Consider the following 16,103-nt stretch of genomic DNA (forward strand, 5'->3'; position numbering starts at 1 on the left):
CGAGCCTATTGGCCGAGTATTTTCTGCCACCATTGCAAAGGCTCACCGCAATTATTCACCGGACGATAAGTCGCGGTTAATGCCGGAAGCGCATCAACATTACTGCAATCAGACTCCTTCGCCACGCCGGTATCTCGGTCAAAAAAGCCCTTCACGACGCCATTCACTTGGGTAGAACGCAGACTAATAGGTGGACGTTCCTTCAAGAAGGCAAGATATACGGCCATGGCGCCACTGCTGCCATACAAGCTGGTTTTGCCGTTATCATCACGCCCCACCCAAATAGCGGCGACATTACGCTCATCAAAGCCCGCAAACCAAGAGTCGCGGCTATCGTTACTTGTACCTGTTTTACCCGCCAGCCCAACGCCTGGGAAGGCATTGCCTAAGCGCGTCGCTGTGCCCGTATTGACCACTTGCTGCATAGCGTACTGGATCAAAAAGTCAGTATCGGGTGAGATGGCCTGCTCTTTAGGCAATCGCGTCACAGGTAATGGATTTTTATCAGCATCCAACACAGCCGTCACTGTGGTTAATTTACGGTAAACCCCGCTATCGGCTAAGGTTTGGTACACCTGCGCCACCATTAATGGCGAGCCATTGACGGCGCCAAGTAACATAGAAGGATACTCGTTTAACGGCTCCTGCCAGCCCGACTTAGCCAAAGTTGTCGCGACGGCATCCACGCCCACCGCAATCCCAAGATTTACTGTCGGGACGTTCATCGACTTTTTCAGCGCCGTTAACAAAGGCACTTGACCGCTGAACTTCTTATCGAAGTTTTGCGGTGACCATGTCTTACCTTGCTCACTCTTTAAGGTAATGGGCTGATCTTTAAGGGGAGTCGCTAAGGTAAATTGGCTATTGGGTGCCAGTGCAGTGGCGTACACAAAGGGCTTAATTAACGAGCCAATCGGACGACGAATTTCAACCGCACGGTTAAAGCCATCAAATCCAGGGGTTTTATCGCCGACCATTGCCGCGATACCGCCCGTGTATTTGTCGGTCACCACCATGCCTACCTGCAATGACTTGTTGCTCTTATCTAAGCTCTTAAGGGTTTGAGTCACCGCAATTTCGGCGGCTTCTTGGGCCATAGGATCGAGCGTGGTATAGATTTTTACCCCAGATTGCTTCAGTAACGCATCGCCATAACGCTCGTTCACTTCCTGTTTTACCAGAGCGAAGAAGGAAGGTAATTTCTGGTGTGCGGGTTTATTAAGATTACGGATCGCCAGCGGTGACTCTACCGCCGCCTTGTACTCGGCCGTGGTTAAATCGCCTGCATCCATGAGTAAACGCAATACCAGATCGCGACGCTCTTGAATGCGATCCGGATATCGCCATGGATTGTAGTAAGACGGTCCCTTAATCGCAGCCACTAAAAATGCCTGCTGGGCGATAGTCAACTCACTGATAGGACGGCCGAAATAGAAACGCGATGCCAAACCCATACCATGAACGGCGCGGGATTTATCCTGCCCCATATACACTTCGTTAAGATAGGCTTCGAGGATTTCATCCTTGCTGTAACGAAAATCGATAATCACTGCCATCAAGGCTTCGCGCACCTTACGCAGCAAAGAACGCTCACTGGATAGAAAAAAGTTTTTCGCTAACTGCTGGGTTAACGTCGAGCCACCTTGCACTGTGCGACCGGCGCTAATGTTTACAAACGCGGCGCGCGCAATGGCGAAGGGATTCACCCCATGATGTTCGTAAAAGCTACGGTCTTCCACCAGCAGTAACGCCTGCACAATCGACTTAGGCATTTCTTCGGTCGGCACAAACAGCCTGTCTTCACCATCGCCAGTAATAATGCGATCGAGCAACACAGGCTCAAGATGGAATACGGCAAGTTGACGCTTATCCGACACCCGGGAGACTGAACTGACGCCATTGCTGTCGAAGCTGATCATGACTCTTTGTTCGACTTGATCGCCTTCTGGATGTAAGAACGGTCGACGCCACAATTCGATACGAGTGCTTGATGCCGAAAACTCTCCCACTTGGCGTGGATTCGCGACTTTGCGATAGCCGAGCAACTTAAGCTCAGCCATCATTTGCGGATGACTGACCGCCGCGCCGGGATACAGCGCCATAGAACGGCTGAACACCTGCGCGGGCAAGTGCCATTTTTGGCCTTCAAATTTTTGCGCAATAATTTGATCGAGATAGATGCTGTAGAACGTCACTACAGCTAATCCGGCGAAGGCTAATTTCCAAGTGATTGACCACATTCGTCGAAATAAACCGCGGCCATTGTTGGCCCTACGGGAAGCGGGTGTTTTTTTTGTCGTCTTAGTCGTCATATCTACTTCATCATTCATACATTTAAAGACATCAGCCACAATAACAAGCGTGGTGCAAATCAAGGCGTGTTATCACGCGATTTAAAACCAGCAACACTGCGCTATGGCTGAGCTAAACCCAAGGTTTTCTTCTTGGTAAATTTTGTCGGTAGTGTATTCACAGGATCGTCCGGCCACAGATGTTTTGGGTATCGGCCGCGCATTTCCTTTTTCACTTCCACATAAGGTCCCTGCCAGAAACTAGCTAAATCCGCCGTCAAAGCCAATGGACGTTGAGCGGGAGAAAGTAATTCCATTGTCACCTTTAGCTTGCCCTGCGCCAGCATAGGGCTTTGTGCCATGCCAAAGGTTTCTTGCAGACGCACCCGCAGCAGCGCACGCCCAGACTCATCGTATACGATTGGCGCAGAGGTACCTGTGACTAACGGCCAATAGGTTGGCAATAATTCGTCCAGTCGCTGTTTCTGCTGCCAGCTCAAACAGTTTGCCACAAAACTAAAACAATCGAGCTTAACTAATTGCGGCAGATTATTCACATTTTCGAGGTAAGGCGCCAGCCAAGTTTCTAGGCTCGCTAATAACGCCCCATCATCGACCTTGGGCCAGTCGCTGCCCGCGTCGAACTCAGTCGCGAGTTTGAGCCTGTATTGAAACTGCTCTAAGTTAGCGTTCCAATTGAGAATTTGTAATCCTTGCTGGCGAATATAACCCAGTAAGGCCGCGACAATTTGCTTGCGCTCAGGCTTAGCAATCGTCTCGGTTTTCACTAAAATTTGTCCGACCTTGTATTGGCGCTCGGCAATGACTCGGCCTTTGCCTTCATCCCAGCCACAGATCTCGTGGATTTCCTGCAAGTCTTTCAGCTCGCTATCGAACAAGCTCGGCTGAAACTGACTCGCCAAGTAAATCCGTCCGGCGTTTCGGCCTTCAGTTTCTTGGAAATCCGCCACCACCATCCAAGGCGTTTGCGACAAGGCATCTTCGGCTGCCAGCACCACGCCAGTGCCATTGGCTAATTGATAGCCCTCAACGCCGCGCGCTTTGGCGATGCGATCTGGATATGCCAACGCCAGCAATAATCCCACATCACTGTGGTGAGCATGGGTCGCGACCTTCGCTAAGTCGGCAGTTAATCCGAGCTTTTTCTGCCACTGCTTTGCCTGCTGTCCCGCTTGCCCCTGACAGGCAAAGTGCAGGTAATTCATGATATCGGCGCCCTTTTTAGGCAAACCGCGCGCCTCTACAATCCCCGACAGCAAACAGGCCAAACTGCCCAATTGCCCAGTTTGCTCATTAACATTGTTTACGCCTAAGCTTTTCACACTTAAGCTTTTCGCGCCCAATAGCATATGGGCAAGCCTGGGGTGACACCCCAGCTCATAGGCCGCTTTACCGTGGGAAGTGAGTTTATTGTCACCATCGACCATGCCTAAGCGCTGCAGTAATTGCCACGCCAGCGCCTCATTCACACTCGGTGGCGGCGTTAACAACATCAAGTCGCTGAAGGATTTTGCGCCCCAGTAAGCACAATCGTGGGCCATAGCCACCAGATCCGCTTGGCTGATCTCGGGTTCATCGGCCCTGAGCATACGGCCATGTTCTTCTTGGCTCCACAAACGCACGCACACACCCGCTGATAAACGTCCGGCGCGGCCACTGCGCTGAGTTGCCGAGGCTTGGCTAATACGTTTCAAACCTAAGCGGGTGACGCCGGTTTTAGGGTTAAAACTGGCCTGACGTTTATAGCCGCTGTCGATGACAAACCCTATGCCTTCAATGGTTAAGCTCGATTCCGCCACGTTAGTCGCTAGCACGATTTTGCGCCTGCCATCTGTAGTTGCCGCAATCGCGCTATCTTGGTCAGCACCCGAAAGCTCACCATAAAGGGGGCAAATCAGAAAGGCATCTTGGGCTAAGCGCTCACGCAGAAACTGCTGCAGTCGTGAGATTTCGCCTTTTCCCGGTAAGAAGACGAGCACGGCGTTATTGCTAGCCGTTTTATCAACGTTGGCGCTACTGGCCGAGACCAGATCGAGTACGCAGCGGCCAAGATGATCGATCCAATGCTGCTGCGTCGGCACAGGGCGATATTCAACCTCAACGGGAAAACTGCGGCCTTCACTGTGCAAGGTCACGGCCTCTGGCATCAGTTCGCCCAAGGCAAGGCCTGATAAGGTTGCCGACATGGCCAATATTTTTAAATCGTCCCGCAGTGAAGCTTGCACTTCGAGCGCTAAGGCGAGGCCTAAATCGGTAGTGAGGTGGCGTTCATGGATCTCATCGAAGATGATCATCTCAATCCCAGTTAACTCGGGATCTTGCTGGATCATCCGCGTGAGTATGCCTTCGGTGACAATCTCTAAGCGGGTATTGGCGCTGACTTTAGCTTCACCGCGCACGCGATAGCCCACTTCTTGCCCCACCTTTTGCTGGCGACAATGGGCAATATAGTGCGCCACACTGCGCGCAGCGACACGCCGCGGTTCGAGCATTAAAATGCGTCCGCTGATTTCTGGCCAATCCAACATAGCCAAAGGTAATGCGGTAGATTTACCCGCACCTGTCGGTGCCTCGAGGATCACTTGAGCGTGACGAGAAAAAGCCGCACGCAGCGGTGCTAATAAGCTATGAATAGGTAGAGAGTTCAAGAAAAAGACATCAGCGGCCAACACAGGCCGTCAGTGTACTAACAATCGACGGTGAGTACCATTTCACTGCAACATAATCCGGCTCAGTAGATAAGTGTACCAAACACTAGAGTTGGGGATAGGCGGCAAAGGTCTCACGTTTTTCGAGCCAAGGCTGACTGAGTCCAGACTGTAATTCAGCTAACCGTATCGGTTTATTGATGGCGTAACCTTGGGCATAGTCGACGCCTAAGGCTTGCAGTTTTCGGCCAATATCTTGGGATTCCACAAATTCGGCAACCACATCAAAGCCCATATCTTGGCCGAGTTGGCAGATCGATTTAACGATCGCCTGATCCGCACTGTCTTCGCAGATGTTCACCACAAACTGACCATCCACCTTCACAAAGTCCACATTAAGGCGCTTGAGGTAGGCGAAGCTAGAAAAGCCAGCCCCAAAGTCATCGAGGGCTAACTTACAATTGAGCGGGCGCAGTATATCGAGTAACTTTGTCGCTTGATCGAGCTGACTCACGGCCGCGGTTTCAGTGATCTCGATGCAAAGCTTGTCTACCAGCTCAGGTTCGGCCATCAAACGCATTTCTAGCCAGTTCATAAACTCAAAGTCGCCTAAAGAGGTCGCCGACAAATTCACCGACACGAGATCCAATTGCTGCCAGATATCTAAATGGCAACCGCCCCACTTGAGCAAGTTATCGATCACCCACAAGTCGACCTTAGAAGCTAAGTTATATCGCTCGGCGGCGGGCAAGAAAATGGCAGGAGACACGATAGTGCCGTTGGCCTGCACCATGCGCAGTAAGATCTCTAAATGCAGACCTGACTCCTCACGGTTTAATGGCACTATGCTTTGAAAATAAAGCTCAAATTGGTTTAACGCCAGTGCGCCGACTATGTCCACCGACGCCATCATCTCAGTATAGAGACGGTTCATTTTAGGATCGCTCGCACTGTATAAATGCCAGCCATTACGGCCTTGATCCTTCGCCAAGCGACAAGCAGCATCGGCCTGACTCATGACGGTATAAATGTCGGCGGCTTTTTTATCGAGTTTAGCAATCCCCATGCTGACACTGACATTGTGGCTGCGACCTTCCCAAATAAATTCATGGTTCGCCAATTGGGTACAGATACGTTTTGCGATTTGTTTCGCCGAGTCCACATTGCAATAATGCATCAAGATACCAAACTCATCGCCACCTAAACGGGCGACGATATCGCCCTTACGCACGAGCTGTTTTAAGCGTAATGCCACTTGGCAAAGCAGCTTATCGCCCGCCTGATGGCCACTGATATTGTTGATGACTTGGAATTGGTCGAGATCGAGAAACGCCACACAAATAGGCATATCGTCGTGGGCGTGCAGCAGGTTTTCTAATAGGGCTTCGAAATGCAACCGATTGGGCAATCCTGTGAGCGCATCATAATTGGCATGGAACGACAGCTCATCGGCTAGGCGATACTTCTCGCTGACATCTTCGGCAATCATGACTAAGGTATCTTTATCGCCACTGATCTGGCTAAAACTGAGTTTCAACCAAGCCAGTTGATGGATAGATTTCAACGGTAATTCACACCAAGCCTGACCAAGCACACCTTCACGTACCACATGCAAGGTATCGGTTAACATGTCGTGTTCTTCCTCACGCACCATGTCGAATAAATCATAACCATGTTGGATTGGCAGCGTTTGCAGGGCGACTTTATTGAGCATAGTCAATTGATTACATTTATCTAACAAGGCGCAGGCTAAGGGTAACTGATTGAAGACTTCACAGTATTTATGCTCACTGGCGAGCATGCTCAGGGCGATACGCGTCAGTTCCATCGCCGAGCCAATCATCACAGCGGCGTGGTTAAACTCACTTATAAACTCTTCGCTCCATTCGCAACACTCGGAGCAATTCACCGCGCCCAGCGCAATACGCGTTTCGCCAAATACCACAGGTGGCAATACCAATAGACTCTTCACGTCCCAGTCCCTTAATAGGGCTCGCTCGGCCTGCGCATCGGCAGGCAAGGTATTCACATCGGACAGATTTAATAGTCGCGGGGTGCGGACAAGGGAGCGAAAGAATGGCATGCGTGCTAAGGGCCAGACTCGGGTTTGTTGGCCTTTGGCAAATAGGGGTTTTAGATACAAATTACGCGTGCGTAAACGATCCAGAGACTGGCTGCCGGTTAATACAAATACCCCGTCACAATGCAGCTGCAATGTAATGGTCTCAAGTGCTCGGTCAACATTTTGCTCTAAGGTTTCTAGCGGAGACTCACTAAAAATACTCACCAAGGCCTGTTGGAGTGGATTTGCTAAACCTACTAACATGAAAAGTGACTTCCTTACCTAAAAATCCATTTAAGGTATTATCGACGTATATTGAGTATAGGCTCAAAGTAAATTAAACGTCTGTCTGCTTGAGTCGCAAATTAGCCGATAAATTCAACAACTAGATTAACGCTCAAAGACGCTAAACGTCAAAGTGTTCCCAGAGATAATCCGTGTTGAACGCCACAAAGGACGATAATCAGATGCAACAAAGGCTATTTCTCGGCTTCGCGCCTACCGCTGCACAAATGACAAGGCTGAGTGATTTACAACAGCGACTGTTCTGCCACCTTAATCCTGAGGCGAAAGCGGTTAGCGTCACTAATATGCATTTAACGCTCTGCTTTTTAGGGCAAGTGGACGACGAGCAACGCATCGCCCTCCTTGATGCGATTGACCGCTTAGCTAAGCCTAGATTCAGCGTTCAGCTTAACCAGCTCGACTTATGGCCCAATGCCCAAGTTTGTTGCTTGAAAGGCGATGACGTTGAGCCGCCATTAGCGCAATTAGCTAAGCAGACGCAAGCAATCGCAGGCCGCCTGCAATTGCATAGCAGTGAACACCACTTTTGCCCGCACATCAGTTTATTTAGGAAGGCTAAAGAATGGACGCTAAATGAGTCGGCGTTATTGCAACTCAAGGACATGAATACGCTAACGTTAACGCCCGAATGTTTGCATTTATATCATTCAAAAAGCACAAGCACGGGTGTGGAATATCACATCCTACATTCTTGGACGCTCGGTTAGCGTGAATTAAAAACAAAAAAGCCCGAGTATTAACTCAGGCTTTATTTTCAACTTATAAATCTATGCATCAATTAACACATGAATAAACCAATAGAGCTTAATTAAACCGACCCAATAAACAATGCCTTATTCGAGTAAACGTAAGGTTTCGCGATACGCACGCTTTTGCTCGTAGGTTTGTAAACGCTGCATAAATTCATCTGTCTTAGTCATTTCGGCGCTCATCTTTAACGCTTCAATCGCTTTTTGTTGCGTCGAAATTGCCGCACCAAAATCGCCGACTTCGGCATAAGCCGCCGCCAGATTATCTAAATTTGTCGGGTCGTTTTCATTCACTTTGAGTAACTTTAAGGATAACTCGACCGCTTTATTGCCATCGCGATACTCAGCTTCGGGGCAAGTCGCTAAAATCCACGCCACATTACCTAATGCAATATCATCACCCACTTGGGAAAATTGCTCGACCGCTTTACCACAGTTGCGCTGCACCCCATCGCCGCCAGAGGCATAAATAAAGCCCAAACGGAATTGTGCCCAACGACTACCCTGCTCACTCAAGGCTCGATACCAATGCTCGGCCACGGATAAGTCACGCTTGATTAATTGGCCTTCAAAAGACAGGTCGGCTAAGGTTTGCTGGGCTTTTTCATGTTGCTGCTCGGCGGCAAGTGAAATCCAGTGCAAACCAGAGGGCACTTCTTGCGCCACAAAACGCCCAGAAAGGTACATTAATCCCAGCAAAAATTGGGCATCGGCGTCACCTTGCTCTGCCGTCACCTGTATATGCACAAACTTACTGGCTGCGAGTTCGGCAGCAGGCTGCGGGATAGAAAATGCGTGCGCCGCAGAGCTCAGCCCAATCGTTAAGCTTAAACCTGCACCTAAAACCCATAATCTGTATTTCACTTGCTTACCTCTCTTAAAAGCGACTGCCCTCAAAGTTAGCCAGAATTAACCCCATAAGTCGAGCCTAAATACACACAAACCTCAGGATAATGGGGGAAGTTGAAGCAAATAAGCGCCGAATTTAAAAAGTGAAACATCTTATACTGTAATTTAGGGGCCTGTTTTATCCATAATCTATAATAAAACGGCTTAATTAGACTGGTAAGATGTGATTAACTCGACAGAGTTAAGTGAATCCAGCGAGTTTCACGCCGATTTAGTTGACTTAAATCACTAAAGTAGCAAAATAAGCTCTAATTTTAGATGGTTAATTGCATTTATTCACTTATTCTAAAGTAAGACTTCCATCAAGTTTTTGTTAGTTTAATTGACGTAAAATGCTTATTTAGAATACTCTTACTTTCGTTTTAATCAATCGAGGAACACCAACATGGCTCTGATTGGTAAGCCAAAACCTGATCCAACTTTGGAATGGTTTTTATCACACTGTCACATTCATAAGTACCCTGCAAAGAGCACTCTTATTCATGCTGGTGAAGATTCAGATACTCTTTATTACATAGTAAAAGGTTCTGTAGCGGTATTGATTAAAGATGAAGAAGGTAAGGAGATGATCCTTTCTTATCTGAATCAAGGTGACTTTATCGGTGAACTAGGTTTGTTTGAAGAACAAGCCGAACGTACTGCATGGGTTCGTGCTAAGCAAGCTTGTGAAATCGCTGAGATTTCATATAAGAAATTCAGACAGTTAATTCAAGTTAACCCTGAAATTCTGATGAAGCTGTCTGCGCAAATGGCCTATCGCCTACAAAGCACCAGCCAGAAAGTGGGTAATCTCGCATTCTTAGACGTAGCTGGCCGCATTGCCCAAACGCTGTTACATCTAGCGAAACAGCCTGATGCTATGACGCATCCTGATGGCATGCAGATTAAGATCACTCGTCAAGAGATAGGCCAAATCGTTGGCTGTTCACGGGAAACTGTGGGCCGTATCTTGAAGATGTTAGAAGAACAGAATTTGATCCAAGCTCATGGTAAGACCATCGTGGTATACGGTACCCGTTAAGTTAGTCTTCAGCTTGATTTAAGCCTGCCTTATTAAAGTGGCCTAGAATAAATTCTAGGCCATTTTTTATTGGAGAGCTCAAATGAAACGGCTGTTTTTAATCTGTTTTTTCAGCCTGTTCACGCTGGCGCATCCAATGCAATTGAATGCCGAACCTATTGAATTAGAACACTATCAAGCCAAGGCACTCGTCAACTCTGGGCAAATACTGTCCTTAAACGGTACACTCGCCGTAGTTAATCAGTTTTGCCAAGGTGAACTAATTGATGCTCATCTCTATCAAGAAGATCATAAATGGCGCTATGATTTGCAAATCAAAGTTCAGCGTGGCCAAATAGTCAATCTCAGTATTGATGCAACCAATGGCCAAGCCGATCACTCAATAGCATTACCGAGCGAATGTCGAAAACATGAAACTGTTACTCGTTGAAGATAACCCAATGCTAGTCACCGAGCTGGAGAAACAACTCAAACTCGCTGGCTATGTGACCGATATTACAGACAAAGCGCTTGAAGCCGATTATCTGATCAAAGAAACCCAATATGATTGCGTAATCTTAGATATCGGCTTACCCGACGGCAACGGCCTCGAACTGCTCGAAGGCTGGCGTAATCAAGGGATCAGCACTCCAGTCATCATGCTGACCGCACGCAGCCAGTGGCATGAAAAAGTCGAAGGCTTTAATGCTGGCGCCGACGATTACTTAGGTAAACCTTTCCACGCACAGGAATTATTGGCCCGTATTCAAGCTCTTATCCACCGTGCCCATGGCCGTTTAAACACCTCTAGCAAGCAATTGAGCTATGGCGGCGTGATCTTAGACGAAGCCGAGCAAACGGTGAAAGTGGCAGACCAATTGTTTGAGCTAACGGCGATGGAATTCAGACTGTTAAAAATCTTCCTGATGTCGCCTAAGAAGCTGTTATCTAAGACACAGCTCACCGATAAGCTGTATCAGTTTGACGATGAGAAAGAGAGTAATGTGGTCGAGGTTTATGTTACCCACTTACGTAAAAAATTAGGCAAAACCGCTATCGAAACCCGTCGCGGCCAAGGTTATATCTTCCACGGCATTATTGAATGATCTCGATCCGCACTAAGCTCAGTTTATGGTTAACGGGCTTACTGGTAATAGGCACAGTCATTGGGCTCATATTATTTGAGTCCATGTTGCGTCAGGCCTTCCATGACTCTATTATCAATCGCTTAGAAGAAGATCTCGAACATATTATGCTGGCAACCCATATCCACGATGGGGACATCAGCATAGATCAAAGCCAGCTTTCCAGTTTCTATAAGCCCGCCTATTCAGGCCGCTATTTCCAGCTTAACCTGCCCAATGAAGTCATTCGCTCGCGCTCCCTGTGGGATATGCAGTTAGATATCGAGCCACTCGCGCCGAATAAAACCCGTGTCTGGCAAGCTAAAGGGCCAAAGAATAACGATATGCAGCTGTTATCACTGGGGCTCAATTCGAGTAGTGCCAATGTCAGCGCTACCTTAACCGTCGCCCAAGACTTGAGTATCGGTAGACGCGTATTTAGCGAAGTCTATGGCACTAAGCTTGGGATTAATCTGGCGATGTTAGTGGCTATGATCGCGGGGATCTTCCTCATCCTGCGCCAATCCTTTAAGCCAGTTAAGCATATTCAGCACGCGCTTTCGCGGCTAAGAGAAGGCGAGATTAACGCGCTGGAGCTGAATAATATCCCCCCCGAAGTGCAGCCACTCGCTAAGACTTACAACGAGTTACTCGAGTACACCGCCAAGCAAATTGAGCGTAGCCGCAATAACTTAGGTAACTTAAGCCATGGGCTTAAAACCCCGCTGGCCGTGATGCAGCAACAGGTCGAAGCCCTTGGTCTTAAAGATCCTGAAACCGCCATTGCCTTGCAGCAACAGCTGGATTCTATCCACAAGATGGTCGAGCGCAAACTGGCGGCGGCAAGGATCACAGGCGATATGCTTCCTGCGGCGCAGTTAGTGATCCCAAGGGATTTACACAGCCTAGCCAACACCTTAAATAAGGTTCACCGCAATAAAACCATCGAATGTGCTTTCGAACTCGACCCTAATATTCTCAGGCTGCCGATCCACAGGGAAGATGGCATGGAGCTCCTAGGCAATCTGCTGGACAACGCCTTTAAATGGGCCCAGAGCCGAGTCAGCATTCAGTTATCACGCCAACAGGAGCGTCTCTGCCTTTGTATCGATGATGATGGTCCTGGGGTTGCCGATGATGAACTCGATAAGCTCACCCAAAGGGGCACTCGATTAGATGAGTCTGTAATGGGGCACGGCTTAGGCTTGTCGATAGTGAAGGAAATTGCCGAGCAATATGAGATTGGGCTTAAGTTTAGCCACAGCACTCGCTTAGGTGGACTGAGGATCGAACTGACCTTCAGTTAGTCTCGCTTAACATGCTCAGCGTTAAATGCTCTCTTTAAAATACTCATAAAAAAACGCCATCGAATTGATGGCGTTTTTTATGCTTAATGTCTGATGACGTTAGGCTTTATTCACGTTAAGCCTTATTCACGTTAGTACTTTCAAAAATCTTGTCGGCAGACGCAGCCACAAAGCCAGTATACAGCTCACCATTGGCCATAGGATAACGCAGCGCAAACTCATAGAAACAACTTGGGATTTCCACTGTCGCATCGGTGAATTCAAGGCCAATCTTATCGGCCATAGTCGACGATTGCTCTAATAACACTTCTGGCGAACCTTTGATCTCGCCACCTGAACCATTGAGCACAAAGCCCGCTTGCTTCAGGGCATCATTCACTGACTCTAAGGTTTCAAAACCGTCGAGGTGATTGATAGATACAGTGAAATGGTTAGCGCGATAGCCAAAAGCCGCTACCCAAGCAGCATATTCGCTCTCAGTTAATAAATCCTGATAGGTTTTAGAATCTAAAGACCAATGGCGACCCGAGTAAATAAAGTTGTCCGCCGTGGTCGCGGCAGCATCTACTTGGGCGATTAAGCCTTGAATGGTGTCTTGCAGCGCTGGGCTAAATTCTTCAACTAACAGTTCAGAGATAAACACTTTAGGCTGAGTCGAATCTGGGTGTTCAAAATGCTTAGCGATCAGTTTTTTCTGCTCGAACTTATAATCACCGCAAGGCACATAACCTAACGAAGTAAAATGCTTAGCAAGCACGTCCAAATTCACCTTAGCGATGTTGAAAGTGCGCAGGGCAATATGATCGTTGATGATCGGCTTACCATGGCCCAGCAGCGCGTGCACTTTTGCCGCCGAAGGGGTCATTTGAATATAGTCTTGCCACAGGGCGGCAAATAACGCGTTGATGTCGGTATGCATAAAAACTCCTTTTATTGTGCTGCGGTTATTGCTGTTATTTTGCCGCGAACACTAAATGTAACGACCTAGATGCCACTGTTGCAGCGTCACACATACCCACAGTAGAAGCTCAAGTTACGTTACTGCTTGTTATTAAAAAGGAAGAACATTCGTCCTTCCTCCTCTTTACCACGTACTATTTACCACATAAAAGTCAAATCTCTACCCGCTTACAAGCTCAAACCAGGGCTTAATGTCGCAGGTAAGCTCACTGCATCGGCCTCGACCGAAGCGACGGGATAAGCACAGTAATCGGCGGCATAGAAAGCGCTCGCCCTGTGGTTACCCGATGCACCTACGCCACCAAAAGGTGCCGCGCCCGATGCGCCAGTGATTTGTTTATTCCAGTTAACAATCCCAGCACGAATGCGCGCGAGGAAATAGTCATAATCTTCACGGCTATCGGCCAGTAAACCCGCTGACAAACCATAACGCGTTTGGTTAGCCAGTTTGATTGCCTGATCGAAATCGCTATAACGCACTAGCTGTAGCAGAGGTCCGAAGTATTCTTCATCCGGCAAAACATCGATAGCCGTCACATCGATAAGGCCAGGAGAGACTAAGCCCGTACCCGCTTCTAGATGGGTTAACTCGACTAACGACACACCGCCCAAGTTCTGCAGATTTGTCTGCGCCGCAACCATACCTTTGGCGGCAGTTTCAGAAATCATTGAGCCCATAAAAGGTTGTGGCTGCGCGTTCCAAGGGCCAACTTTAATCTGTTTGACCGCAGCGGCTAACATGGCAATCAAGGCATCGCCCTGCTCGTCTTGCTCTACATATAGACGGCGCGCACAAGTACAACGTTGGCCAGATGAGATATAAGCCGACTGCAAAATATCGTGCACGGCAGCTTTGATATCCTGCACACCTTTAATGATCAGTGGGTTATTGCCACCCATCTCAAGTGCTAAAATCTTGCCCGGATGACCGGCATATTGTTGATGTAAAAAATGACCTGTGCGTGAGCTGCCAGTAAAGAACAGACCATCGAGCTGCGGGTGAGAAGCCAATGCTTTACCCGTATCCACTTCACCTTGGACTAAGTTGAGCACGCCAGCAGGCAGACCCGCTTTATCCCATAGGCTAACCATCAGCTCAGCAACTTTAGGCGTCAATTCAGAAGGTTTAAAAATCACCGTATTCCCCGCCAACAGCGCAGGCACTATGTGGCCGTTCGGCAAATGACCGGGGAAATTGTAAGGACCGAACACCGCCACAACACCGTGGGGTTTGTGACGGATAACCGCGCGTCCCGCTGGCGTATCGTTGGCTTCAGTGCCCGTACGTTTATTGTAAGCCGCGGCTGATAGCGCAATTTTGCCTATCATGGCGCCGACCTCGGTCGCCGTTTCCCACTGCGGTTTACCCGTTTCTTGGGCAATCGTTTCAGCCAGTTCCGCTTTGTTGGCTTCAAGTTGGCTGCGATACGCTTCGACTATGGCTAAGCGTGCATCGAAACCTAACATAAACCAATCAAACTGCGCGGCGCGCGCGGCATCAACGGCGGCGTTAACTTGTTCTGCTGTAGCCGTTTTACCGGTCCAAATAGTTTGAGCATTGGCTGGGTTAATTGAGGCCACGTCATGACCTTTGCCAGCATGCCACTGACCTTGAATATAATGTGTCATTTGTTATTCCTACATTGCCAAAATACGGATTTGATCGCCTTTTGCGAGTAACAAACCCGCTGCCAGCTCAGGGCTGATAATGATGTGTTCGGATTTGTCGTCCACAGCCAGTGCGGCAGACGTCGCTCGATAATTGGCTAATTGAGTATTTGAGATAATAAATTGAGTGTCGGCTTCGACCATGTCACCAATATCGACGGTTAATAAACGGCTTTCACGCACGCCGCGAATGTCCGATAAACGACACTCAACCGTTGGACCACCATCAAAAATATCCACATAACCGCGGCATCTAAAACCTTCGGCCTGCAGCAGACTTAATGCGGGACGGGTATTGGTATGCACTTCGCCAATCACTTTCTGCGCTTCTTCCGGCAATAGACAAACGTATACCGGATTTCGTGGCATCATCTCGGCCATAAATGCCTTTTTACCCAAACCAGAAAGATAATCTGCCTGAATAAAATCAATGCCTAAAAAGTGTTTTTGCAGCCAGCCATAGAAAGGTGAATGACCATCGGCATCGCTCACACCGCGCATTTCGGCAATTACAGTTTCGCCAAAACGCTTTGCATGTTGCGCTAAAAACAGAAAGCGACTGCGGGATAACATGCGGCCATTGTTGCCCTTGCGATACGCTTCACGCAAAAACAAGGTGCACATTTCGGCGGCGCCAGTGTAATCATGGCAAAGGGTGAGGGTTTCGACCTCGTTACGCACGTCAATTTGTTCGGAATGATAGACTTCAGTACCGAGTCGATAATGGTAGAAAGCATCTTCCATTCCCACGGCCGCTTCGATAGCGCACGTCCCCACCACTTCACGGGTGTCGGTATCTTCCAGCACCATCAGATAACCTTCATCAAAGGGCGCATCGACGGTTTTGACGAATGAGGCCTCTGCTCGCGCAATTTTATGTCTGAGCAAATCGGCATTCACGGGTAATGACGTAAAACCATGACCAGACTCTTCGGCAATTTGATATAAGGCTTCAAAATCGCCAGCCTGAATAGGACGTATGATTAACATCTTAGTGTCTCCTCACTTTGGCTTGCCGTGCATCAAGGCGCCTCTCTTCAAAAAGACAGGTAATGATG

The 16,103-nt window shown here is 48.5% G+C and carries 12 protein-coding genes; 5 read left to right on the top strand and 7 right to left on the bottom strand.

Features of this window, described 5'->3' with window-relative positions; all coding sequences use genetic code 11:
* Nucleotides 1-5: 5 nt before the first annotated feature.
* From mrcB to KV201_RS00750, 3 genes are all read right to left on the bottom strand, one after another.
* Nucleotides 6-2,330 carry a penicillin-binding protein 1B gene (gene mrcB, locus KV201_RS00740; RefSeq protein WP_226058243.1) on the bottom strand — a complete coding sequence of 775 codons (2,325 nt, stop codon included), beginning with the start codon at nucleotides 2,328-2,330 and terminating at the stop codon, nucleotides 6-8.
* 83 nt (nucleotides 2,331-2,413) lie between these two features.
* A complete protein-coding gene (gene hrpB, locus KV201_RS00745) occupies nucleotides 2,414-4,984 on the bottom strand; it encodes an ATP-dependent helicase HrpB (protein WP_226058244.1) in 2,571 nt (856 codons plus the stop codon).
* Between the two features lie 82 nt (nucleotides 4,985-5,066).
* Entirely contained in the window at nucleotides 5,067-7,286 is a 2,220-nt protein-coding gene (locus tag KV201_RS00750; RefSeq protein ID WP_226058245.1) for a bifunctional diguanylate cyclase/phosphodiesterase, read from the bottom strand.
* 203 nt (nucleotides 7,287-7,489) lie between these two features.
* Between KV201_RS00750 and thpR the strand changes: the two genes are divergently transcribed.
* Nucleotides 7,490-8,035 (top strand): RNA 2',3'-cyclic phosphodiesterase, encoded by a 546-nt coding sequence (thpR, locus tag KV201_RS00755; RefSeq protein WP_264175126.1) that lies wholly within the window; start codon nucleotides 7,490-7,492, stop codon nucleotides 8,033-8,035.
* Nucleotides 8,036-8,161: 126 nt separating this feature from the next.
* Here the strand turns inward: thpR and KV201_RS00760 are convergent, their stop codons facing one another.
* Nucleotides 8,162-8,941 (bottom strand): tetratricopeptide repeat protein, encoded by a 780-nt coding sequence (locus tag KV201_RS00760; RefSeq protein WP_071940049.1) that lies wholly within the window; start codon nucleotides 8,939-8,941, stop codon nucleotides 8,162-8,164.
* A 430-nt stretch (nucleotides 8,942-9,371) separates the two neighbouring features.
* Here KV201_RS00760 and crp point away from each other — a divergent pair, with 430 nt between their 5' ends.
* The 4 genes from crp to KV201_RS00780 all read left to right on the top strand — a co-directional run bounded on the left by crp (nucleotide 9,372) and on the right by KV201_RS00780 (nucleotide 12,417).
* Nucleotides 9,372-10,007 carry a cAMP-activated global transcriptional regulator CRP gene (crp, locus tag KV201_RS00765; RefSeq protein WP_006080082.1) on the top strand — a complete coding sequence of 212 codons (636 nt, stop codon included), beginning with the start codon at nucleotides 9,372-9,374 and terminating at the stop codon, nucleotides 10,005-10,007.
* A gap of 82 nt (nucleotides 10,008-10,089) precedes the next feature.
* On the top strand, nucleotides 10,090-10,437 hold the full coding sequence (locus tag KV201_RS00770) for a PepSY domain-containing protein (RefSeq protein WP_006080081.1): 348 nt from the start codon (nucleotides 10,090-10,092) through the stop codon (nucleotides 10,435-10,437).
* Nucleotides 10,418-11,092: a response regulator transcription factor gene (locus KV201_RS00775; RefSeq protein WP_006080080.1), complete on the top strand. Its 675-nt coding sequence runs from the start codon at nucleotides 10,418-10,420 to the stop codon at nucleotides 11,090-11,092. The genes KV201_RS00770 and KV201_RS00775 overlap by 20 nt, the downstream gene beginning before the upstream one ends.
* Complete coding sequence (locus tag KV201_RS00780) at nucleotides 11,089-12,417, top strand: ATP-binding protein (protein ID WP_011845735.1); 1,329 nt, start codon at nucleotides 11,089-11,091, stop codon at nucleotides 12,415-12,417. The genes KV201_RS00775 and KV201_RS00780 overlap by 4 nt, the downstream gene beginning before the upstream one ends.
* 115 nt (nucleotides 12,418-12,532) lie before the next feature.
* Here the strand turns inward: KV201_RS00780 and KV201_RS00785 are convergent, their stop codons facing one another.
* From KV201_RS00785 to astA, 3 genes are all read right to left on the bottom strand, one after another.
* On the bottom strand, nucleotides 12,533-13,336 hold the full coding sequence (locus KV201_RS00785) for a DUF1338 domain-containing protein (RefSeq protein ID WP_226058247.1): 804 nt from the start codon (nucleotides 13,334-13,336) through the stop codon (nucleotides 12,533-12,535).
* 209 nt (nucleotides 13,337-13,545) lie between these two features.
* Nucleotides 13,546-15,006 carry a succinylglutamate-semialdehyde dehydrogenase gene (gene astD, locus KV201_RS00790; protein ID WP_226058248.1) on the bottom strand — a complete coding sequence of 487 codons (1,461 nt, stop codon included), beginning with the start codon at nucleotides 15,004-15,006 and terminating at the stop codon, nucleotides 13,546-13,548.
* Between the two features lie 9 nt (nucleotides 15,007-15,015).
* Complete coding sequence (gene astA / locus KV201_RS00795) at nucleotides 15,016-16,035, bottom strand: arginine N-succinyltransferase (RefSeq protein WP_012197665.1); 1,020 nt, start codon at nucleotides 16,033-16,035, stop codon at nucleotides 15,016-15,018.
* Between the last annotated feature and the right edge of the window lie 68 nt (nucleotides 16,036-16,103).

Origin of the sequence: Shewanella sp. SR1 (assembly GCF_020447145.1) — a bacterium.
Taxonomy (GTDB): Bacteria; Pseudomonadota; Gammaproteobacteria; order Enterobacterales; family Shewanellaceae; genus Shewanella; species Shewanella baltica.

Excerpts from the sequence above, each read along its gene's own strand:
- mrcB (WP_226058243.1), bottom strand. The coding sequence starts at position 2,330 with ATGAATGATGAAGTAGATATGACGACTAAGACGACAAAAAAAACACCC.
- KV201_RS00750 (WP_226058245.1), bottom strand. The coding sequence starts at position 7,286 with ATGTTAGTAGGTTTAGCAAATCCACTCCAACAGGCCTTGGTGAGTATT.
- thpR (WP_264175126.1), top strand. The coding sequence starts at position 7,490 with ATGCAACAAAGGCTATTTCTCGGCTTCGCGCCTACCGCTGCACAAATG.
- crp (WP_006080082.1), top strand. The coding sequence starts at position 9,372 with ATGGCTCTGATTGGTAAGCCAAAACCTGATCCAACTTTGGAATGGTTT.
- KV201_RS00770 (WP_006080081.1), top strand. The coding sequence starts at position 10,090 with ATGAAACGGCTGTTTTTAATCTGTTTTTTCAGCCTGTTCACGCTGGCG.
- KV201_RS00775 (WP_006080080.1), top strand. The coding sequence starts at position 10,418 with ATGAAACTGTTACTCGTTGAAGATAACCCAATGCTAGTCACCGAGCTG.
- KV201_RS00780 (WP_011845735.1), top strand. The coding sequence starts at position 11,089 with ATGATCTCGATCCGCACTAAGCTCAGTTTATGGTTAACGGGCTTACTG.
- KV201_RS00785 (WP_226058247.1), bottom strand. The coding sequence starts at position 13,336 with ATGCATACCGACATCAACGCGTTATTTGCCGCCCTGTGGCAAGACTAT.
- astD (WP_226058248.1), bottom strand. The coding sequence starts at position 15,006 with ATGACACATTATATTCAAGGTCAGTGGCATGCTGGCAAAGGTCATGAC.
- astA (WP_012197665.1), bottom strand. The coding sequence starts at position 16,035 with ATGTTAATCATACGTCCTATTCAGGCTGGCGATTTTGAAGCCTTATAT.